Below are 21,981 nucleotides of genomic sequence, written 5' to 3' on the forward strand. Positions count from 1 at the left end.
AAAGCAAAAAAATAAACACAAATACAAATTTAAATTGTAAAATAAGCCCCTGCTTTGTCATCTAAACAAATCACAACAACTAACAAAAAAAGCCAAACAAGGCGACTACAAAGCAGGGCAAGAGGTAAATAGACAAAATCTTCTTGCCTTTTTTGTGTAAAAACTACAACAACTACATACAAGGAGCAATAAATGTTTTCCCAAAAAGCAAAGCAAGATGCTAAAAATATCTGCAAAGTAGCAGGTGGCAATTTCTTAGAAATGTATGATTTTGCCGTGTATGGATTTTATGCGGCTATCATAGCGAAAGTCTTTTTCCCCGCAGAGAGCGAGTTTGTCTCTATTTTACAAAGTTTTGTCGCATTTGGACTAGGTTTTCTTATGCGTCCGCTAGGCTCGATTTTGCTAGGTGCGTATATGGACAAGCACGGGCGCAAACAAGGGCTTATGCTGACTTTGTCGATAATGGCAGCAGGCACGCTAATCATCGCACTTTGTCCGGGCTATGATACTATCGGCTTTTTTGCACCGCTAATCGTAGTGATTGGCAGGCTTTTGCAAGGATTTAGCGCGGGCGCAGAAGTGGGCGGTGCTAGCGTGTATCTATCCGAAATCGCTCCCAAACATTTACGCGGATTTTATGTGTCTTGGCAGAGTGGCTCTCAACAAATCGCCACGATTTTCGCAGGGGCGATAGGAATCGCGCTTCACTATTTCATAGGCGATGCGCTTGTGGAGGCTTGGGGGTGGAGAGTGCCTTTTATCATTGGTTGTCTTGTGATTCCATTTATCATTTACATTCGTAGGACGCTAGATGAGACGCCAGAGTTTAAAGACAAGCTAAGCAAACATAACGCAGGTAAAAATATCGGTGCGATTGTCAAAAATATGCTTGAAAACTATCCTATTATCATTCTAGGCATTATGTTTGTGATGATGACGACAGTTACATTTTATTTCATCACTTCCTACACTCCTACTTATGTCAAAAATATCTTAAATTTCACGCGACTTGATGGCTTTATCGTTACGGCGATTGTGGGTGTTAGCAATCTTTTTTGGCTACCTGTGTCAGGGTTTTTGGGGGACAAAATCGGGCGCAAACCGATTTTGCTTACGATGACATTTTTAGGAATGGTTAGTGCGTATCCTATGCTAACTTTCCTTGTAAATAATGTCTCTTTTACCAACCTCGTGCTAGTTGAGCTATGGTTTAGTTTTATCTTTGGTGCGTATAATGGCGCGATGATAGTCTCACTATCTGAGATAATGCCAAAACAAGTCAAAGCACTTGGATTTTCGTTTTCTTATTCGCTAGCTGTTGGGATTTTTGGTGGATTTACCCCCACTATGGCAACTATCCTAATCCAATACACAGGTAGCAAGGCTAGCCCTGCTTTGTGGCTTAGTTTTGCTGCGATTTGTTCTTTTATTGCGACATTGATTTTATTTAGAAAAGGTGGAATCTATGAGCGCAACAACCCAAAAACCCCCGCAGAATAGTAATCACACACCAAACTAGCGTTGATAGATTTTAGACAAAGCTATTTAACGCTAAATCAAAACAAAATAAACACAAAATCTATATATGCAAGCAAAAGGCAATCAAACGATAAAAATGCCATAGCGATAATGTGAGATGTAAGGAGAGAAAATGGAATCTAGGGATTTTGACATAGTAGTCATCGGCGGAGGCAATGCTGCATTATGCGCAGCGATTAGCGCAAAAGAGCAAGATTCTAGCTTAAAAATCGCCCTGCTAGAGAGTTCGCCAAAAAAATGGCGCGGTGGCAACTCCCAACACACGCGCAACCTCCGCTCTATGCACGATGCTCCAACAGATGTGCTTACCTCTACTTATAGCGAAGATGAATTTTTTGATGATGTGTTTAAGGTTACCAAAGGGCAGACAAATGAAAAATACGCTCGCTTTGTCATTTCAAAAACCCCTCAAATCGTAGAATGGGCAAAAAAAAATGGTGTTAGATTCCAGCCATCTATGCGTGGCACGCTCCATCTTGGACGCACAAATGCGTTTTTTCTAGGCGGAGGCAAAAGCCTCGTAAATGCCTACTATCACACCGCAGAAAATCTAGGGATAAAGATTTTTTATCAGCACGAGGCATTGGAGCTAAAATCTGATTCTAGTGAAAATATTAGCGAAGTGCTAGTCTTTGACAAAGAGCAAAATACGCAGATTAGATTCCACGCAAAAGCCTTTGTAATCGCAAGTGGAGGCTTTGAGTCAAACTTAGAAATGCTTGAAAATGCGTGGGGAGAATGCGCTAGAAACTTTATCATTCGTGGGACAAAGTTTAATCAAGGCAAAATGCTAAACGCTCTAAAAAATATCAATGCCAAAATCATAGGCGACCCCACACAAGGACATATGGTAGCCATAGATGCTCGCACTCCTAAATATGACGGGGGTATCGCTTCAAGGGTAGATTGCGTATCGCTTGGAATCGTGGTAAATTCTGCTGGGAAACGATTTTATGATGAGGGGGAGGATTTTTGGCCTAAAAGATATGCGATATGGGGACGGCTAGTAGCACAGCAAGAGGGGCAAATCGCGTATTCTATCACGGATTCTAAAGTCCAAAGCGCGTATATGCCATCACTCTTTCCGCCTATCGTAGCGGATTCTATCGCTGAACTTGCAAGCAAGCTAAACAATGACAAAAATCTAGCGATGAATATTGATGAAAAAGAGCTAGAAAACACTATCAAAGAATATAACCAAAAAGTCATAGATGGCGAATTTAACCACACAGTCCAAGATAATTGCCACACGCAAGGACTAAGTATCGAAAAAACACATTGGGCGTTAAAAATCGACACTCCGCCGTATTATTGCTATCCATTGCGCCCGGGCGTTACTTTCACTTATATGGGTGTCAAAGTAAATATGGATGGGCAAGTGCATAAAGATGATGATTCGCTCTTTGGCAATCTTTTTGCCGCAGGAGAGATAATGGCAGGAAATATCCTTACACAAGGCTATGTAGCAGGGTTTGGTATGAGTATAGGCTCAGTTTTTGGACGATTATGCGGGGTGGGTGCTGCAAAAGTCGCCCTAGCACATAAATAAAACACAAATAACGCAACAAAAGGACGCACAATGCAAGAATTTAACAAAACCATAGGCGTAAGCGCATTTAACAAACTAGAATCTAGCCAAAATACAAAATGGCAAACAACCCCGCTAGATTTAGCCACAAAGAAACATTACACAGACGCCCTACAATCGTGCATCATCTGCAATTCTTGTCGCTATTGCGAGGGGCTATGCGCGGTGTTTCCCGCGATGGAAAAAAAGAGAGAATTTGATTTGCGTGATATGGATTATCTAGCAAATCTTTGCCATCAATGTAGCGAATGCTTTTATGACTGCCAATACGCCCCACCACACGAATTTAATGTATCTATTCCACAACAATTTGCCACTATCCGCCAAGAAAGCTACAAAAAATACGCATTTTTAGGATTTTTAAGCCGTGCTTTTGATAAAAATGCTTTTCTCACAACCGTAGTGCTAGTGCTTGCGCTATTTTTAGGATTTGTGCTTGCAAGCGGGTTTGAATACTCTAACATAAGCAATAGAGGAGATTTTTTTGCTGTGATTCCTTATGACTATATGGTGGGAGTTTTTGGGGTTGTGGGGGCTTTTAGCTTTTTAGCCTTAGTGGTTGGCTCTGTTAGATTTAGCAGGGCGATAGAGCTGCAAAGAGTCCCTGTAAGCGCGTTTTTACAAAGCATAAAAGATACGATTTTTTTAAAATATTTAGGCGGACACAAAGATGAGGGCTGCACCTACCCACACGACAAACGAACAAACATACGCAAAATCTATCATCACTTAACCGCTTATGGATTTTTATTTTGCTTTATAGCGACAAATTTAGGCGCAGTTTGGACGCATTGTTTGGATTTGCACGCCCCGTATGATTTTACCCAAGCCCCCAAAATCTTTGGCTTTATAGGTGGGATACTGCTATGTCTTGGCACGATAGGATTGCTTTTTGCTAAAATCGAAGCAGATGAGGAAATCAAAGATAAAAACTCCATATCGATGGATTATGCACTTATTGCTATGCTTTTTGTATCAAGCTTTAGCGGGCTAGCACTTATGGTGCTAAAAGAGACTTTTTTGATTTCATATATGCTGTATTTTCATCTAAGCAGTGTTCTAGCATTTTTTGTAATGATGCCTTATTCTAAATTTGTGCATATTTTTTATCGCTTCATCGCATTGCTAAAATACAATACTGATGAATTTTATGCCCAAATGGAGCATAAATAAAAAGGATTTTAGCCTTTAGTTTTGCGGCAAATCCGCTCTAGTGCGCTTATCACGCACAAGGTGTGTTTTTCTAGCCATATATCACTGCCACCGCTTCGTATCTGCTCGCCAAAAGCGCGGACAGAAGCATCAAGTGGCAACTCATCATCGATGCTAGGATAGCTTACCTCTCCTAGATGATAGCGCACCATTTTTTGATATAAAGAGGACTTTTCTACACTCTCACTCACCACCACCCCACAATCAAAAAGTGCGATTTTTTGCGCCTTTGTCTCATCATAAATCGCGCTTTTTTTCGTCCCTCCTATCATTATTTCACGCGATTTTATAGGCGATAGCCACGAAGCAGTGATATTTGCGCTAAATTTTTTGCACTCTAGCTGGATATTTGCCAATGCCTCAAACCCCTGATAACACTTGCAATGCACGCTATGTGATACTATCTCTAACCCAAAAAGAAAATCTAAAATACTTAAATCATGCAATGCCAAATCCCACACCACATTTACGCTATTTTGGAAAAGCCCTAGATTGATTCTGCGGGCTTCTACATAAAGTATCTCGCCAAAGCTAGATAGATTTTGCTTTAGCCATTTCACCGCAGGTGAATACAAAAAAATATGGTCGCAATGAAGTGTTAGATTTTTGCTTTTTGCTAGCGCGTAAAGTGTGCGTGCGTCTTTTGTGCTTGTGGCTAGTGGCTTTTCTACAAATGCGTGTTTGCCCGCTTGCAATGCCAAAGAGGCAAGGGCAAAATGCGTATCTGGTGGCGTAATGATAAATACCGCTTCTACCTGCTTATCTTGCAAAATCTCTTCATAAGAGTTGTATGCCTTGATAGATGGTGTAGAATCTAGCAAGTTTTGTGGATTTTGATATGGGCTTTGCACGCTTAATTTTTTTTGAGTATTAGATTTTGCTTTGATAGATTTTAGTAGGGCAAAATCTTTTAGCGCGTTTTGCATTTGCGCCTTGTCGCTGTCATATACGCCTTTTAGACAAAATCTATGCTGATTGCAAAGTGCCTTTAGCACATTTCTACCCCAATACCCATACCCCACAACCGCGCATTTAATGCGTGATTTCGCTGTTTTTGTTGTTTTTGTATGGTTAGTTTGCCGTGTCATTATACATATCCTTATAAAGCACAAAATATGAGGCAAAAATTTTTTTATTTTACAACACACATTTACAACACGCAGGGGATAAAATCAAAATTTTATCGACATTTAGGTGCATAAAATCAACAACAATCATAGCAAAATCATAGAATCAAAAACACTAGAAACAATATTATTAGCGTTCGTTTTTAGAGTTTTGGTTATAATTTGTCAAAAACCGCACAAATATATTTTACTTTGCTTAAAAGCTATACCAAAAAAGGGACGCACATAATGAAAAATACAACGCATATCAAAGAGCAAACAATTATTCACAACACTACCCAACAACACCCCACTCCAAAATCTAAAATCGATTTAAAAACAGATTCTATCCCTAGATTATTTTTTTATTATTTTATCCCCGCGCTTCTTGCTATGCTAGCACTCTCCACATATTCCACAGTAGATGGCATTTTTGTAGGTAAAAAAATAGGCGAAAATGGCTTGGCTGCGATTGGCATTTGCTGGCCTATTTTTCCTGCGTTTATTGCTTATGAGCTACTTTTTGGATTTGGTGGGGCGGCTATTGTGGGGTATTTTTTGGGCAAAGACCACGGATATAGGGCTAGGCTTGTTTTTTGCTCGATTTTTTATTTTGTGGCGATTAGCTCGGTGTTCATTGGCATAGTTGGATTTTGCTTTGCAGATTCTATCATTACCGCACTTACGGCGGACAAGCCCATCTCAAGCGAGATAAAAGAGCTTGCTTCTAGCTACATTCGCATTATTTTTATCGGCACTCCTATGCTGATTTTGCACCCATTATGTGATATTTTTGTCATCAATGACAAACGCCCCATTTTGGCTAGTATCGCTATGATAGTAGGCTCTGCTAGCAATATCGCTCTAAATTATATATTTTTGTTTGTGTGCGATATGGGGATAGAAGGTAGCGCACTTGCCACGGTTAGCGCACATACGATAGGTTTTATCGTGCTTGTTAGTCATTTTTTCTTGCGCAAAGGCAAACTATTTTTTATCCCTAGATTTTCCTTTGCAGCGATTCTCTCCTCATCAAAAAGCGGTATCCCAGAGAGTGTATCTGAGCTATCTGCTGCGGTGGTAATGCTACTTTTTAATGTAACGCTTATCCAAATCGCAGGCGATGAGGGGGTAAAAATTTATAGCATTATGATGTATTGTGGAATCGTGTTTTTTACGATTTTGCTATCCGTATCTCAAGCCTTGCAACCAATCGCTAGTTTTAATTATGGGGCAGGGAATTTTGCTAGGCTTAAAAAAGCATTTGTTTTTGCCTGCTTTATGGTGGTGTCCATAGGTTTATGTATATACGCGCTTTTTTATGGCTTTGATAGGCATTTAGTGGAGCTATTTTTGCAAAAAGAGTCGCAAGATTTTGCAAATGTGTCAAATAATGCCCTGCTAGAAAAAACCATCAATGCTATGAATGTGTATTATGCAGGGTATGTTATTTTTGGGATAAATATCGTATGTGCGATATTTTTGCAATCCGTGCAACGCACGCTAAGCTCTTTTATCATTACGATTTGTTATACGATTTTGTTTTTGGTGGTTTTATTGCCTACACTAAGTCATATCTATGGCATAGATGGTGCGTGGGCTAGCTACCCTTTGTCTCAAGCGTGTGCGTTTGTGGTGGCGTTTGTAGTGATGTGCTATGAGTGGAGGTATGGCATTTTTTCAGGTAGCATTCCTAGCGGTGCGACATTATGGAAAAGGAGAAAAAATTATGCCTAGTATTTTGGATAGATTTTTAAGTGATAAAAATGCAAAAAATAATAAGACAAAAAGCATTGTAGAAAATCCAAAAGATGAGGGTTTGCAAAATGATTTGCAAAATGATCTGCAAGATGGATTAAAAGGTGATTTTAAGAGGGATTTTGCACCAAAAATCAGCCAAAATCCAAGCGATAACATCTCACAAGACACTTTTGAGCTATCCCCTGAAAATCTACCAAAATCTACAAACGAAAAAATCGAGCTAAAACCTGATATATCCTCCCAAAATCCTAAAAATGATACCTCAAAAATCATCGCCCACCAAAACCCACTGCCACAAAATCCAAATGATAAAAACGCACATATCACCCAAGAAAAAAAGATTATTTTATTTGATTTAGATGGGACACTTTTAGATTCTTTGGAGGGGATATATGCGAGTTTTTGCAGGGCGTGCGAGGAAGAGGAGGGGGTAAAATCACGCATCCCTAGCATAGAAGAAGTGCGAAAAATGATAGGGCTACCTTTGGGAGAAATGTTTTTGCGATTAGGCTATGAAAAGAGCGAAATCCAATCACGCATAACGCGCTACAAAAACCACTACCGCAGAATCTGCATAGAGCAATCTAGGCTATATCCACAAGTGCGAGAAGCATTAGCGATGGCAAGTAAGTTTGCAAATCTAGGTGTGGTAACGACAAAAACAGGGCTTTATTCAAAGCAGATTTTGGAGAATTTTGAGCTGTTAAAATATATTGCCGTAGTCATCGGTATCGAAGATGTAAGCGAGCCAAAACCCGATGCAGAGCCGATTTTACGCGCACTTAGCTTGCTACCTATCACGCCTAAGCAAAAAGTATATATGATAGGCGATACCATACTAGACATACAATCAGCCAAAAACGCAGGAGTAAATGCGCTATGGGTGCGCTGTGGCTATGGAGAACATTTGGAGGGGGAAGCGGATAAAAGTTTTGATACCGTGTATGAAGCAGTGTCTTACATAAAAGATATTTAGCCACTACAAAAAAACCACGCAAAATCATAAAAGCAAAATCTAACCAATGTTTGAAACAAATATCTTGTATGAAAAGAGTAAATATACAAACTTACTCCCCCGCTCATATCCGCAAAAAGACACTCCACTCCTGCTATATGGTCCTCCAAAAAGTGGCAAAACCTCCCTTGCTTTGCAATACGCTAAAGTCGCAAAAAATCCTGTGTTTATTGATTGTGCGGATATGAGATTTGGGGTGCAGGAGGCAAAGACGGATTTACTAAAACTATTTTTAGAAAAAGGTTTTGATTTGCTAGTGGTGGATAATTATGATAAAAATCTAACCCTGCCAAATTTTAGCAATATCATTTTAATCACAAATATGCCCTTTGCTAGTGATTCTCACGCAAAAAACACAGATGATTTGAATATCCCCTTTGCATCGCCCAAAGAAACAATGCGCAAAGAAATGATTTTACCCCTTAGCTTTAGGGAGTTTGTAAGCTTTAGCAAGACACAAAGATTAGAGGGGATTTTTTCGACATTTCTAAAAAGTGGCAACTTGCCTGAAATGCCTTTTTTGCTAGAATCAAAACATTCTGCTAGAAACCAAGAAATAATCCGACTAGCATATCCAAGACACACAAAGATTTTTTTAGAGTTGGCTAGATTTCAAGGGAGGGTATTTAGCACGCTAGGACTTCTAGCCAAGCTAAAGCCATATTTTAAAACTTCCAAAGACACGGTTTATGCCTTTGTAGAGAATCTAAAAGCGCAAGGTAGTATTTTTTTGCTCCCACATAGCGATTTTTCTAGTGGCACAAAATCTAAGCTATATTTGTATAATTTTGCCCTGCCTTATAGCCTTATAAAAACGCCTAATTTTCAGCATATATTTGAAAATATGATATTTTGTGAATTGCTAATCAAATATGGGGCGTTTGGCTATGCTTTTGACTCTAAAGATAAGCATTCTAAAACTGCCATAAGATACAATGATGAGTGTGATTTTTTGATAAATGATATTGCGTATTTGGCAATGCCTTTTCCCAATGAAACGCTCCTAAAAGCAAGGCTTGATAAACTAACAAATGCGTATAAAAAAGTCATCGTTATCAGCATAGAGCATAGCCACAAACACAAAGACTATGAAATCCAAAGTTTTATTGATTTTGCACTTGATGATGAGGGATTGTAGTTACAAAGCATTTGAGTGGAGCGCAGTTGTTAATTTAGATTCTACACAGGGTAGTTTGTAGCACACTATATGTGGCTACACACGCTATATGCACGCTATCACGCGCTATAAACACGCAATACACACGACAGGAGGCACACTATTGATAATCACTAAACAAATTTATAAAATCAAAAACATTTAGAGATATTAAACTTTTTTGACTTGATATTGAAGCGGTAAAAATTGCAAAATGAAGCAAAATTTCTCGTTAAGGTATAAATAAAATCATCAAAAATATTAGAATCTTAATCGCAAAAGAATGCGAAAAAATATCTAAAATGCAAGGCGAAATTGAAGTTGATGAAAGCAATCTTTTGATACAGATTTTTTGGTGCTAAAAGAGTGAGAGGCACAAGAGGTTTAGTAGCAGGCAAAAAAACACCTGTGTTTTTTTGTTTCGTTTCACTCGCAACTTAATTTTTAAAGATTTTGCATTTAAATGTTACTTATCGTAATTTATCAGCGCAAAAATAAGCAAATCCAAAAAAAAAAAAAACAGCAAATATATTATGATAGTCTATGATTTTAAGCATATCTAACAATACCAAAAAGCACGAAAGGATATTTATGCAAACTCTTAATATTGGAATTTTTAGCACGCTAATGTTGGCTGTTTTGGCGATTTATGCAGGAGAATTTTTTAGAGACAGGATAAAGATTCTAAAAACTTGGTGTCTGCCATCTGCTGTGGTAGGTGGGACAATTTTTTCTATATTCACAGCAATTTGCTACTCAAGCAACATCTTGCAATTTAGATTTGACTATGAAGTGATAAATAGGTTTTTTTACAATGTATTTTTTGCGGCTTCGGGTTTAAGTGCTTCTTTGGTGTTGCTAAAACAGGGCGGCAAGCTAGTGATTATATTTGCGATTTTGGCAGCTATTTTGGCAATTTTTCAAAACATACTAGCACTTGGCGTAGGATATGCAATGAGTATGAATCCACTTGTTGCACTTATGGCAGGTAGCACCCCATTAACAGGAGGGCACGGCAACTCTGCTTCATTTGCGCCCATCGCTGTTTCTATGGGAGGTGAGGGAGCATTAGAAGTGGCTATCGCAGCGGCAACTTTTGGACTTATAAGTGGATGTATAATGGGAGGACCACTTGGCAAAAAACTAATAACAAAATACGGATTGGATAAAGATTCCATTGTAGAAAATGATAGCAACAAAAGCATAAATGAAAAAATCAAATCTTTTGTCAGCGCAAAAAGAGCGCATAATGCTGTATTTATTTTGCTTTTGGCGTGTGGGATTGGCGAAGTGTTTTTTGTGATATTTCATACATTGTTGCCAGCAATAAACCTACCTATACATTTGATGAGTATGTTTGGTGGTATTTTGCTAAGACTCATATTGGATTGGCAAACAATCAATCCACAAGAAACACAAGCAATCAAAGAGAGAGAAGCACTATATGAGAGTATCCAAATCGTAGGTGCAGTCTGCCTAAGTCTTTTTGTATCTTTGTCAATCATTACTATGAAATTATGGGAGTTAGCCTCTTTGGCATTGCCTTTAATCACGATTTTACTTTTGCAATGTGTGTTTATTTATTATTTCATCGTTTTGATTACTTTTAGATGCTGTGGCAAAAACTATGATTCTGCCATTATAAGCGTAGGGCATTGTGGATTTGGGCTGGGTGCTGTGCCTGTATCTATGGCTACGATGAGCGCGGTTTGTGAGAAATACCGCTATTCAAAAATCGCGTTTTTTGTCGTGCCTTTGGTTGGCGGATTTATCAGCAATATCACAAATGCTATCATTATCACAGCATTTCTAAATATCGCAAAATCTATGCTTTAGATTTTGCATGTTATTTATAAGCGTTATTTGTAGTTCTATGCTGATTATGTGGGCTTAAGTTGGGTTAGTTGTGTTAAGCCAAAAACGCAATGATTTGGCAAAAAATGATAAAACTTCACACAAAAAAACGCAAAAATTTTATAGTTTTGCATAAAAAACGCTAGGCAACATTTATCGCCTAGATTTATTGCAATGGCAATGAGTTTTGTCAAATTTTTCCACGCATTTTTGCGCTACGCTCTTATAGTTAGGATTTTGTCAATCCCCCACGCCTATAAAAAAGTGTAAGGATTTCTAACCAAAGCCAAACAATATCAGCCAACACCAAATCCTTTTTGAGATAAAAAGCTATTCTAGGATTATGCTAGGGGTTTTTGCTTTTTAGCCCGCTCTTTAGTTGCTTTATCGCCCACGCATAATGGCTAGAAGTGCTTGAAATCACATAAGAGCCAAGCGTATTGTTGCCCGTGAATGCAAAATACCCCTTGTCAAACAGCTCATTATCGCTAAAATCTAATGTTTGTTTTACAATCCGCGCTATGACCTTGCTTGAGCTTTTTTAGTGCGGATTTTAATCTCGTGCTTTGGTGGCTTTGCCATATTTTCATATTTAGTGCTGGGTAAGTGCGCCAATTATACGGGGGTGGCAAAAACGGCATAATCTCGCTTTTTGCGCTAAATCTATCCTTAAATCCCGCCTTGCTTGCCTCCAAATTATTACCGATAAAACGCTCTAGCATTTTGTGCCATTCATAGAGGTGGATAAGCACATCTCGGGCATTTTTATCACGGCAATTATTTGGCAAAGTATTCAAAAAATCGCGCTCCAAAATCTCGCTAGGCGTGCGCTCTATAATACTTAAAAGTTTGGCAAACTCATCACTCATCTTTAGTGCGCGGAGTGGGCATAATCATTTCCTTTGCAGACATTTTTGTTTTAAATTTTAAAAACGCGATTTTAGCAAAATCTAGTCAAATTTTTTGTTTGTAGATTTTGTGCGATTTGAGAGAATCTACACGATTTTTTATAAATTCCAAAATCCGTTTGTATTGTGTCAATCACACGCTACTTTTTATCTCCATTTGTTTTATCAGGGTCATCGATTTTGTGCGTTTTTATGATAGCAATCTCATTGCCTATTTCTTTTTTGTCAAACGGCTTGCCATCATTGCTAAAAAGCAAGATTTTTTCTTTTAGCTCGACTACATTTTCTACTTCGTTATATGTGCCACCTGTGGTATTTGCGATATTTTTTAGAAGCCTTACATTTTCGCTCACAGATTTGCGCGAATTAAACGGCTTTATCGCAAAAATATGAATCTTTAGCAAGTTATCTTTGTCTTTGCTTGTGAGATTTGCTTTTAGATTTTTTGCGATGGATAGCACGCGTTGCAAATTTTGCGGGTCATCTGGCGCACCATCTGTGATGAGAAATACCTCTTTTTTTAGTCCATTTGCGTTGGTGAAATGTCGCATACCCATAATGAGCGACAAATTTACCATATTATCGCTAGAAGCGATATTGTTTGCACTCACGCCATTTAGGGTATTTGCAAAATCTTGCGCATCATAAAAATTCCCTCTCTCGCTAAGTCGTATGTATGTAAAAGTTACGAGCGAGATTTTGGCAAACTGCTTGTTTCTATCGCCTAAAATATGCCCCCCCACAAATGGCGCGATGTCCTTTAGTGCGTTAATGTATGCACCCATCGATTTGTTGGTATTTAGCACGATTGCGACTTCTTTGGTGGGATTTTTGCTAAGGTAGATGTTAAAATCACCATCGCTAAAATGCGTGATTGTGAAGTGCTGATTTTGTGGGATATTTTTTATGGTTAGTGTGTCGCCATTTAGCGTGTAGAGTAGCTCTCTATCGGGGCTTTTGTAGAGATTTTGCGCTTCATCAAAAATCCCCCCAACAAGCAAATCATTATCAAAAATAATATTCAAATATAGGGTGTTTGGGTAGTTATTAGCGTCAATGGTATCGCCATTTTTTGCAAAAATTACGCTTTTTTGCGATCTTTGCAATGGGCTTTGTAGCATAGGTTGGCTTTGTGAAACTTGCGTAGTTGGCTTATGTTGCGGGCTTTGCGAATCTTTTGAAGTAGTCGCACTTTGTGGTTGATTTTGCGAAGTTTGCTGTGTTTGTGGATTTTGCAAATCTTGTGAAATCGGCTTATTTTGGGGATTTGCATTAGCAGCAGTTTTGTTTTTGGCACACCCAGCGCAATACATTGCAAAGCATATCAAGCATAGTAGAGAGAGTATTTGTTTAGAGAATTTCATTTTGTCCCCTTTATGTTTTTTGATTTTAATGCAACTTGAAGCGCGATTGGCTTCTAGCTTTTTAACACGATTTTAGGTAAATCTTAGATAAATTTATCCTTAAAATCCTTGCATTATGCCTAATTTTGACTACTTTATATAAAATGAAATAATCAAAATTTTTGTTTGATTTACTAGCTTTTTTATCTAGCTTTGTTTTATCTCATATAGCTACTTTAAAACAAAACAAAATCTAAATAAACCACGCAACATTAGACTTCCAAAAATCCTAGATAGATTCTTATAATGCCGATAAAAAGGGCGATAAGGACAAAACACCGCTTTTTATGCTTGTAAGATTACACAAATTATTGGATTTATCAAATAGATTTTAGTTAAAAAGCAAAATGTAGATTTATCAAATAATTTTAAGTTTCAAAAGGCTCAAAAAGGGCTGATATAGGGATTTGCAAGGCTTTTGAGAGTTTGTAGATATGCTCTAAATTAAAATGCTTGCCATAGCGGTTGTTTTCGCAATTTGAATAAAACGCTACAGATTTTATGCCTATCTCTAGGGCTAAGTCTAGCTGTGAGATTCCGCTTTTTTCGCGATAGTAGCGGACATTTGCAGAGACTAGCGCGTAAAATGAGGCGATTTCCTCATCGGTGGCATTGCTGAAGTTTTTTTGCATTATCGCTACCCCATAAATTTATCCTATGGGATTAACTTTACTAAGATAAAATCCTTTTTTACATATCCTATGGGATAAATTTATGGGGACAAAAAACCAAAAAGGAGTAAAAATGGCAAAAAAAGAGGCAAAATTAGAAAAACCTATATCACCAAAAATAACTTGGACAATAGCGGGAGGAATGATAGCGGTTGGAATATCGCCAATTTATTCATTTATATGGGGTAAATTTCCAGAATTAGGATTTTTTTATGGGCTAATGTTGGGTATGGTAGTAGTTGTAACGCTGTTTGGTGTTGTTGTATTTGATGAAAATACAAGAAATACGCTACTAAAAAGAATTGAAGCAAGACTTGGCGGTGTAGGAGCAATATTTCAAGATGAAAAAACAGAAAATCAAGAAGAAGGAAAAAGTTATGGGGCAGGTTTGTTTGTATTTGTTGCTGCATTGCTAGGTGGAATATTAGGACTGATATTTGGTTCATCAGCGATGGAGCGACTTAAAATGCTTGATTTAGAAGGTTATTTTCTCTACATAATGTTGGTAGTCGCAATAGTGGGGCTAACAATGGGCTACATAATAGATATTGATATAGATGAAAAAGAAAGTGAGGAAATGGATTCTGTATTAAACTTAGAGGGCGAGAAACAAGACACAAAACCTGATATAGAAAAAAAGAATATAGATGAAAAATGACAAAAAACGCTAAAACACTTTTGATACTACTTTGAAAAGGATTTAAAATGACAAGTTGGAAAAAGAAAATAAGATATTTTTTACGAGAAAGGGAATATAAAATTTCTTTAAAACAAAAGACAGCCCGCTATGTTTTTTTTGATTTTATAATGTGGTTTTTTAAACTTTTTATCTTTGCTTTTATTAGCATTTTTATCCTCAATGCTTGTGGCGATGTAGATAAAAAAAATAAAAAAACCACTGTTAAGGTTACAACTTCGATGGATATAAATCCTTTGACAAATCTACCTGAACATATAGTTGAAGTTCAATCCGTTGTAGATTCTATTAGGATAGAAAAAGTAATTGTTAATAAAGGAAATTGTAAAAGCGAAAAAATTGAAAAAAATCTTGGTTTTGGACAAAAAACTAAAGTTACAATAGGTATGATAAATATATTTACTAGCTTATTTAGCGGTTGTGAAATTTCAGATGTCGTAGAAATTGAAGTAGTTACAGATATGGGAAATTGGAAATTTGATTCTCGCGATGTTTTGTTTGGTTTTTGACTCAATCCACCTTAATATGTCAAGATTTTATACAAAAATTGCTGTCCAAATGGAATCAAAAAAGCGAATGTTTTGCTTCACTTAAAATTGCTTACTCTATGTTTAGCATAGCCTATTTACACGCCTTATGCGTAGCTATAAGCGTGGCGATATATTTTATTTCATCGCGTGAGTATAGCTTAACGCTTTTTTGCTAAAACCTTAAATTAAACAAAAATTCGTTAATTGATTTTGCATTCATAAAAATCGCTAGATTTTGTCGCAGAAGTGCCATTTTTAAAAGAGCTTGCCTCGTTTGCGTTTTTCTCGCTTAGGCAGGCATCTTGTTTTTCTAAATATTCTTTAAATTTTTGCACATCGGTTTTGGATTTTGGGACAAAATTTTTGATAGATTGTGGTTTATTGGCAATGCTAGATTTTGAGTTGCTAGCATATACGGGGGTTTTTGCGCATATTTGGCTAATACTTGCGGGGAGTCGCACTCCGCTAGCACTCATCGCGCATACAAACTCTTTGATTTTGGCATTGCTAATAATCATCGGCTTAAAGGCGTTTTCTTGCATACTTGCCATACCTAGTAGCACGCCACTTCGGCTAAAAAACGGACGCCCAAAAATGATTCTTTGCTCATTTTGTATCGGTAGCTCTATGGAGCTTGCCACTACCTTTCCTACGCGTAGCACGCTTATATCAGGGTTGTTAAAAGTCGTAGTAACGGTAAAATAATCGCTCGCTTGAGTGTAAGGCTTAGCAATATTGTAGGCGTTATTTTTCATAAGCCTTGCGTGATAAAAACTCTCTTCGCGGATATTGCAATAATCATCAGTGTATTGCTCCACTTCAAAAAGTGCTAGCCCACGCCCTTTGTCAAGGGCTTTTAGCCGAAGTTTGGCTATGCAGATGAGATTTCCCGCACTATCATCGCGCATTTTTAGGAGCATTTCTTTTGGGTAGGCAGAGGCATTATGCGCCAGCTCAGCAGAAGTCAAAAAGATTTTGTCAGGCAACAATAGCCCAAATCCGCTACGATAGCTACCATCATCAAAACTTACCATAGCAAGTCCTATGTAGCGGATCCACGGGAAACTTTTTTGCACTTCTTGGAAATCTTTTGGCAGGCTTGTTTGCATCACTAGCAAGTCTTGCAAGCCTTTTTTGGGGGCTGGGAGATTTAGGGATTTTGGCGTGTGGGTTGGGATTTTGGGAGGGGATTTTGGCGTTGGAGTTTGGGGGGCTGCTTGTGGCTCTTTTATCGCCTCAAATTGCTTGGCGATTTGGGATTTTTCTTTGGTTTTAGATTCTATTTTTGTCGTGGTAGAATCTGCTTTAGAAGCGGTTGGATTTTGTGAAGTAGCGTGCGAATCTAAGCGTGAATCCGCGTTTGCAAAACTCCCAAGTAGCACAAAAACAATTCCTAATAAAACAACCATATCAAATCTATTTTTAGTGCGCATATTCGTCCTTGAATCAAGCATTTTAAAACCACGATAATCAAACATAACCTAAGACAATCTTGCAAAAAGTCTTAATAAATATCTTTAAGCAAAATCGTAGGCTAGCAAAATCTTTTAATCGGGCTTAGTCGGGCTAAAATGTAGTCATTAAAACCCCGCTATTAAAATCTAGTTAAGGACAAAATCGGTAAAATACGCGTTGCTTTAAGCACTCTTTATCGCGCAAAAAAATAAAAAAGGAGCAAAAAATGAAAGAGATAAAGACATTTAACCCAAGCAAAGAGGAGCTAGAATCCTACCAAAAAGCAAAGATTAGCACGAGCAAAGGCGATATTATTATTCGCTTTTTTGGGGAGGCTGCACCTCAAGCAGTTAGCAATTTTGCTTCATTAGCAAGTAGCGGATTTTATGATGGTTTATTGTTTCATCGCGTGATAGCGAGATTTGTAGCACAAGGTGGCTGCCCAAAAGGCGATGGCACGGGGGGTCCTGGATATGCTATCAAATGTGAAGTGGCAAATAATCCACACAAACACAAAAGAGGTGCGCTATCTATGGCACACGCTGGACGCGACACGGGAGGAAGTCAGTTTTTTTTATGTTTTGTGGATTTGCCACATTTAGATGGAGAGCACACGGTGTTTGGTAGCATAGACGCGGAGGATAAAGATAGCTTTGAAGTGCTAGATAGTCTAAAGCAAGGCGATAGTATTGTGCATATTGAGATTTTGAGTGAATGAGTCTAGCTAGCAAAAATGTGGAGGGGAAACAAATAAAATGTGTAGCAAATAAAGCAAGATAAAGCGTAGATAATATTTATAAGCATTGCTTATAAATATTCTAAGAATCTTTAGAGAATCTAAAATATCTTAAAAACGCCTAGCAATCACTTAAAAAAGTGCATAAAAAAACCTAGCCTAAAATCTTAAAAGATTCTAAGCTAGGTAAAAAAAACTAAAAAAGACTAAAATTTATTTAGCTTCTTCTGTCTTAGCTTCAGTTGCTGGAGCTTCTGTGGTAGCTTCTGGAGCTGGTGTAGCTTCAGTTGCTGGAGCTTCTGTGGTAGCTTCTGGAGCTGGTGTAGCTTCAGTTGCTGGAGCTTCTGTGGAAGTAGCTTCTTGTTTTGGTTTGTCATCGCCACAACCTGTAAACAATACGCCTAGAGCCGCTACAAATGCAAAAAGAGCCAATTTTTTCATGGGATTCTCCTCAAAAAATGAAATAGAACTGAAGTTATAACATAAAAAAGGTTAATCAATCCAAATAAATTTGCGAAATATTTGTATAAAAAACTCATATTTTGTTAATTTTTCTATAAAATACTCCAAAATAGCTTTGACAAGACACATTTGCATAAGCCAAGCCTAAAACCAAAATAAACCCCCACAAAAAGCCAACCACACCATAAAACAAACACACCAAAAAGGAGCAACAATGCAAAATCTAACTATCATAAACCTAGATGCAAAGACTTTAGGCGGAGCAGATTTAAGCGAGCTAAACAAGTATGGCAACTACATAGAATACCCCACCACCACTTATGCCCAAACCCTAGAGCGAGCCAAAGAAGCAGATATTATCCTCACAAATAAAGTCGTTTTAGATAAGTCGATTTTAGAAAATCTACCAAACCTAAAACTCATCTGTGTAACCGCCACAGGCACAAATATCATCGACACTGATTACGCTACTTCACGCGGAGTCAAACTAAAAAATGTCGCTGGATACTCCACCCTAAGTGTCGCGCAACATACGCTTACTCTAGCCCTAGATTTTCTTAGTCAAATGCGCTACTATGATAGCTATGTCAAAAGTGGCAAATGGTGCAAAAGCGATATTTTCACTCATCTAGGCGCGGGCAGAGAATCTCTAGCAGGCAAAAAATGGGGAATCATAGGGTTTGGCAGTATTGGGCAGAGGGTAGCGCATTTAGCAAAAGCATTTGACGCACAAGTGTGCTACACCTCCACAAGTGGCAAAAATGACAATAAAAACGCAAAAAAAGTCGAGCTAGATGAGTTGCTAAAAACAAGCGATATTATCTCTATCCACGCCCCGCTAAATCCCGCGACAAAAAACCTCATAGATTCTAGTAAGATTGCCCTGCTAAAAAAAGGCGCGATATTGCTAAATCTAGGACGAGGCGGAATCGTAAGCGAAGAGGGCGTAGCAAACGCGCTAAAAAATGGGGCGGATTTTTACTATGGCACAGATGTGCTAGAAGCAGAGCCTATGAGGGAAAATCACCCATTTTTAGATTTTGCAAATGAAATTTCTAATCGTTTAATCATCACGCCACATATCGCGTGGGCTTATGGCGATTCGCTAAAAGAACTCGTGCGACTAAGCATAAAAAATGTCGTTGATTTTGTGGAACATAACAAATAAACGCCACTTAAAGCATTTGTCAAATAGATTTTAGTAAATCGCTTAAAATCTATCTAGCAAAACCTAAAAACTCCACACCAAAATCTAGCAAATAAAAAATCTAAAAAGAAGCCAAAATGAAACGACTTTACCAAAGCAGTGCCAATCTTGACAAGCGAGCGATTAGCAAGTTTTTGCTAAGCGAAGAAATCCTAATGGAAAATGCCGCAACCGCGCTAGCCTCGCTCATCTCACGCATAACGCACAAACAAAGCGTAATCACCATAGTATGTGGTAGCGGGGATAATGGAGGCGATGGATATGCGCTAGCACGCAGGCTAAAAGGCGACTATCTAGTGCGCATCTATGAGGCAAAAGAGCCAAAATCTACTCTTTGCAAACTCCAAGCCCAAAGGGCGCAATTATGCGGTGTGCAGTGGATAAAAAAGATTTTGCCCTGCGATGTGGTGGTGGATTGTTTGTTTGGGAGCGGGTTTGGCGGGGAACTAGATAGCGCGTTTATCACTCTTATTAAGCAAATGCAATCTTGTGCGCGGGTAAAAATCGCGTGCGATATTCCAAGCGGAATAGATATAAGCAATGGTTTTGATGCGCGGATAAAAGAGGCTTTTAAGGCGGATTATACGCTTAGTATGGGTGCGCTAAAAGTGGGACTTTTTAGCGATAATGCAAAAGATTTTGTAGGCGAAGTTTTAGTTGGGGATTTGGGACTAGCTAGTAGCGAGTATGAGGTGCAAAGCCCGTTTTTTTTGCTAGAAAAAAGCGATTTAGCCCTGCCAACTAGAGATAAAAAAGCCGTGCATAAGGGGGATTTTGGGCATATCGTGTGCGTGTGTGGAGAAAAGATAGGAGCTAGTATCTTAGCGTGCAAAGCCTCTCTAAAAATGGGCGTTGGCAAAGCTAGTTTATTGCCTGCTAAATGCCTTAGCACTCAAGAATCTAGCGATGATTCTACAAAGCAAACAAATGTAGAATCTAGCAAAGATTTTGCGCTAGATTCTACCCAAATGCGCGAAGTCATCGCTACAAACCCTGAAATAATGCTTGATTTTGTCCTGCCAAATCATAAATGCGTGCTAGTGGCAGGAATGGGGCTAGGATTTTCTAGTGCGCAAAATCCTAATTCGCTTGATAAAAGCACATTTGGCACAATACATAAAAATACCCAAAATGCCATAAAATCCGCGCTAAAAGATTGCGCATTTGGGCTTTTTGATGCGGATATGTGCTATGCGGAAGTATTGTGCGAAATCTTAGAGGATTCTACATTGCAGGGCAAAGTCGTGCTTACCCCGCACCCAAAAGAGTTTGCAAGTCTTGCAAGCATTTGTGGGATTTTGCAAGCTACTAGCCCCTCTGCTGACATAGAAGAAGTGGTGGCAAATCGCTTTAGCCTTGCGCTAAAATTTAGCCAAACCTATCCACAGGCTACCTTGCTACTAAAAGGTGCAAATACCATAATCGCAAATCAAGGCAAAATCTACATAAACCATCTAGGTAGTCAAGCCCTTGCCAAAGGAGGCAGTGGCGATGTGCTTTGCGGGGTGATCGCAGCATTTTTAGCGCAAGGATTTTCCCCGATAGATTCTGCTATAAATGGCTCTCTTGCTCACGCGCTCGCCTCTCATAAAGAAAAAAACTCCTACGCGCTAACTCCGCTAGGGCTTATAGAGCATTTGGGGAATCTATAAATGACAAATATTTCTCAAAGTAAATCCGCGCAAGAAGCTCAAAATACGCAAAATAGCGTGCAAAATCTACAAAAACTCTACGAACTCTATCTTAACAAATCTTTTGGAGTGGAGTTTATCGCCCAAGATACCCCACGCATAGTGCCTAGCAAACAGCTAGAATCTAGCCTAAACCAGCAAATCAAAAGCTGCCATCTCTGCGCTAGGAGCAAGCTAGATACACCAAAGCTAGATTATGTGCGAAATGATAGTGTGGTGGCGTTTGTGAGTGAATTTGCTATGGGCGATATGACAAATCCACCAAAATCACATTCTGTAATGCCATTTTTATTTGACTCCAAAGGAGCGCAAATGCTCCAAAATATCGCGCAAAATGTATTTAAAACCGAGTGTTTTAGTATATTTTCACTTCTAAAATGCGCTACCAAACAATCCACACAAGAAGAAATAACTTCTTGCAAACCCTACCTCATCTCTCAACTATCACAAAGCCCCGCTAAAGCTGTAGTGCTTTTTGGAGAGGTAGTGTGCGAAGCGGTGCTAGGGTTAGATTTTAGCCACAAAGGCGTAGTGCTAGATTTGCTAGGCAAAAAAACAATCGCTACTTACTCGCTGCCCCAGCTCCTGCGAAATCCATCGCTAAAAAAACAAACCCTAGAGCATTTGCAAGCCCTACTTGCCAAAATCGCGTAAAGTTATGTCATTGCTTAGGCATTGCTAGAGTTAATGTAAAAACAGATTTTCTTAGCGATTTTATATATGATTTTGCCTTTTGGCAAACCAAATTTTTAAGTGTTTTTTACTCGGCAATGCGTTTTTATTGCGCTGCTTGCGTTAGTAGCGTGGGCAATGTTTGTAGCCATTTTTAGCCTTGTCGCATTTAGCACAATCAAAAATATAGAATTTTTCTATCTTTTCTTAAGCATATTAACGGCATATTAACTGAATTTTTGATAAAGTCTTATCCAATCTATCTAGCCATTTTTTGATTTTGCTATGTTTTTTAGTAGATTTTAGCTCTCTAAA

At 38.5% G+C, this 21,981-nt stretch carries 20 protein-coding genes and 1 pseudogene; 14 read left to right on the forward strand and 7 right to left on the reverse strand.

Going from position 1 to position 21,981, the window contains the following annotated elements; all coding sequences use genetic code 11:
* Nucleotides 1–192 precede the first annotated feature (192 nt).
* From tcuC to tcuB, 3 genes are all read left to right on the forward strand, one after another.
* On the forward strand, nt 193–1,503 hold the full coding sequence (gene tcuC / locus ACWIX0_RS06525; RefSeq protein WP_454172964.1) for a tricarballylate/proton symporter TcuC: 1,311 nt from the start codon (nt 193–195) through the stop codon (nt 1,501–1,503).
* Nucleotides 1,504–1,654: 151 nt separating this feature from the next.
* Nucleotides 1,655–3,091 carry an FAD-dependent tricarballylate dehydrogenase TcuA gene (tcuA, locus tag ACWIX0_RS06530; RefSeq protein WP_454172966.1) on the forward strand — a complete coding sequence of 479 codons (1,437 nt, stop codon included), beginning with the start codon at nt 1,655–1,657 and terminating at the stop codon, nt 3,089–3,091.
* 30 nt (nt 3,092–3,121) lie between these two features.
* Nucleotides 3,122–4,303 carry a tricarballylate utilization 4Fe-4S protein TcuB gene (tcuB, locus tag ACWIX0_RS06535; RefSeq protein WP_454172968.1) on the forward strand — a complete coding sequence of 394 codons (1,182 nt, stop codon included), beginning with the start codon at nt 3,122–3,124 and terminating at the stop codon, nt 4,301–4,303.
* Between the two features lie 8 nt (nt 4,304–4,311).
* On the opposite strand, the gene ACWIX0_RS06540 is transcribed toward tcuB, so the two are convergent.
* Nucleotides 4,312–5,430, reverse strand: a complete 1,119-nt coding sequence (locus tag ACWIX0_RS06540; RefSeq protein WP_454172970.1) for a Gfo/Idh/MocA family protein — start codon at nt 5,428–5,430, stop codon at nt 4,312–4,314.
* A gap of 267 nt (nt 5,431–5,697) precedes the next feature.
* Here ACWIX0_RS06540 and ACWIX0_RS06545 point away from each other — a divergent pair, with 267 nt between their 5' ends.
* The 5 genes and pseudogenes from ACWIX0_RS06545 (at nt 5,698) to ACWIX0_RS06565 (ending at nt 11,216) form a co-directional block, all read left to right on the forward strand.
* Nucleotides 5,698–7,185 carry an MATE family efflux transporter gene (locus ACWIX0_RS06545; RefSeq protein ID WP_454172971.1) on the forward strand — a complete coding sequence of 496 codons (1,488 nt, stop codon included), beginning with the start codon at nt 5,698–5,700 and terminating at the stop codon, nt 7,183–7,185.
* The gene (locus ACWIX0_RS06550; RefSeq protein WP_454172973.1) at nt 7,178–8,185 is read left to right on the forward strand and encodes an HAD family hydrolase; all 1,008 of its coding nucleotides are present in this window, start codon (nt 7,178–7,180) and stop codon (nt 8,183–8,185) included. Before ACWIX0_RS06545 ends, ACWIX0_RS06550 begins: the two co-directional genes overlap by 8 nt.
* A 46-nt stretch (nt 8,186–8,231) precedes the next feature.
* Nucleotides 8,232–9,362, forward strand: coding sequence for a hypothetical protein (locus ACWIX0_RS06555; RefSeq protein ID WP_454172975.1), 1,131 nt, complete (start codon nt 8,232–8,234; stop codon nt 9,360–9,362).
* A 257-nt stretch (nt 9,363–9,619) separates the two neighbouring features.
* Nucleotides 9,620–9,794: pseudogene (locus ACWIX0_RS06560) on the forward strand (IS1595 family transposase); the annotation flags it as partial.
* Between the two features lie 177 nt (nt 9,795–9,971).
* On the forward strand, nt 9,972–11,216 hold the full coding sequence (locus tag ACWIX0_RS06565) for a sodium/glutamate symporter (protein ID WP_454172977.1): 1,245 nt from the start codon (nt 9,972–9,974) through the stop codon (nt 11,214–11,216).
* A 364-nt stretch (nt 11,217–11,580) separates the two neighbouring features.
* Here the strand turns inward: ACWIX0_RS06565 and ACWIX0_RS06570 are convergent, their stop codons facing one another.
* From ACWIX0_RS06570 to ACWIX0_RS06585, 4 genes are all read right to left on the reverse strand, one after another.
* Nucleotides 11,581–11,757 carry a ClbS/DfsB family four-helix bundle protein gene (locus ACWIX0_RS06570; RefSeq protein ID WP_454173049.1) on the reverse strand — a complete coding sequence of 59 codons (177 nt, stop codon included), beginning with the start codon at nt 11,755–11,757 and terminating at the stop codon, nt 11,581–11,583.
* Entirely contained in the window at nt 11,723–12,103 is a 381-nt protein-coding gene (locus tag ACWIX0_RS06575) for a ClbS/DfsB family four-helix bundle protein (protein WP_454172979.1), read from the reverse strand. Before ACWIX0_RS06575 ends, ACWIX0_RS06570 begins: the two co-directional genes overlap by 35 nt.
* A 179-nt stretch (nt 12,104–12,282) precedes the next feature.
* The gene (locus ACWIX0_RS06580; RefSeq protein WP_454172981.1) at nt 12,283–13,506 is read right to left on the reverse strand and encodes a hypothetical protein; all 1,224 of its coding nucleotides are present in this window, start codon (nt 13,504–13,506) and stop codon (nt 12,283–12,285) included.
* Nucleotides 13,507–13,913: 407 nt separating this feature from the next.
* Nucleotides 13,914–14,177 (reverse strand): helix-turn-helix domain-containing protein, encoded by a 264-nt coding sequence (locus ACWIX0_RS06585; RefSeq protein WP_454172983.1) that lies wholly within the window; start codon nt 14,175–14,177, stop codon nt 13,914–13,916.
* Nucleotides 14,178–14,289: 112 nt separating this feature from the next.
* On the opposite strand from ACWIX0_RS06585, the gene ACWIX0_RS06590 reads away from it, so the two are divergent.
* On the forward strand, nt 14,290–14,874 hold the full coding sequence (locus ACWIX0_RS06590; RefSeq protein ID WP_454172985.1) for a hypothetical protein: 585 nt from the start codon (nt 14,290–14,292) through the stop codon (nt 14,872–14,874).
* Nucleotides 14,875–14,921: 47 nt separating this feature from the next.
* Entirely contained in the window at nt 14,922–15,422 is a 501-nt protein-coding gene (locus ACWIX0_RS06595) for a hypothetical protein (protein WP_454172986.1), read from the forward strand.
* Between the two features lie 221 nt (nt 15,423–15,643).
* On the opposite strand, the gene ACWIX0_RS06600 is transcribed toward ACWIX0_RS06595, so the two are convergent.
* Entirely contained in the window at nt 15,644–16,876 is a 1,233-nt protein-coding gene (locus ACWIX0_RS06600; protein ID WP_454172988.1) for a hypothetical protein, read from the reverse strand.
* Nucleotides 16,877–17,124: 248 nt separating this feature from the next.
* Between ACWIX0_RS06600 and ACWIX0_RS06605 the strand changes: the two genes are divergently transcribed.
* Nucleotides 17,125–17,616 carry a peptidylprolyl isomerase gene (locus ACWIX0_RS06605; RefSeq protein WP_454172990.1) on the forward strand — a complete coding sequence of 164 codons (492 nt, stop codon included), beginning with the start codon at nt 17,125–17,127 and terminating at the stop codon, nt 17,614–17,616.
* Nucleotides 17,617–17,847: 231 nt separating this feature from the next.
* Here ACWIX0_RS06605 and ACWIX0_RS06610 read toward each other — a convergent pair whose 3' ends face one another.
* On the reverse strand, nt 17,848–18,075 hold the full coding sequence (locus tag ACWIX0_RS06610) for a hypothetical protein (protein ID WP_454172992.1): 228 nt from the start codon (nt 18,073–18,075) through the stop codon (nt 17,848–17,850).
* Between the two features lie 235 nt (nt 18,076–18,310).
* Here ACWIX0_RS06610 and ACWIX0_RS06615 point away from each other — a divergent pair, with 235 nt between their 5' ends.
* The 3 genes from ACWIX0_RS06615 to ACWIX0_RS06625 all read left to right on the forward strand — a co-directional run bounded on the left by ACWIX0_RS06615 (nt 18,311) and on the right by ACWIX0_RS06625 (nt 21,648).
* On the forward strand, nt 18,311–19,264 hold the full coding sequence (locus ACWIX0_RS06615) for a D-2-hydroxyacid dehydrogenase (protein ID WP_454172994.1): 954 nt from the start codon (nt 18,311–18,313) through the stop codon (nt 19,262–19,264).
* Nucleotides 19,265–19,380: 116 nt separating this feature from the next.
* Nucleotides 19,381–20,955 (forward strand): NAD(P)H-hydrate epimerase, encoded by a 1,575-nt coding sequence (locus ACWIX0_RS06620; protein WP_454172995.1) that lies wholly within the window; start codon nt 19,381–19,383, stop codon nt 20,953–20,955.
* On the forward strand, nt 20,956–21,648 hold the full coding sequence (locus ACWIX0_RS06625; protein ID WP_454172996.1) for a uracil-DNA glycosylase family protein: 693 nt from the start codon (nt 20,956–20,958) through the stop codon (nt 21,646–21,648).
* The last annotated feature ends 333 nt before the right edge of the window (nt 21,649–21,981 follow it).

This window comes from Helicobacter sp. T3_23-1059 (genome assembly GCF_053654515.1).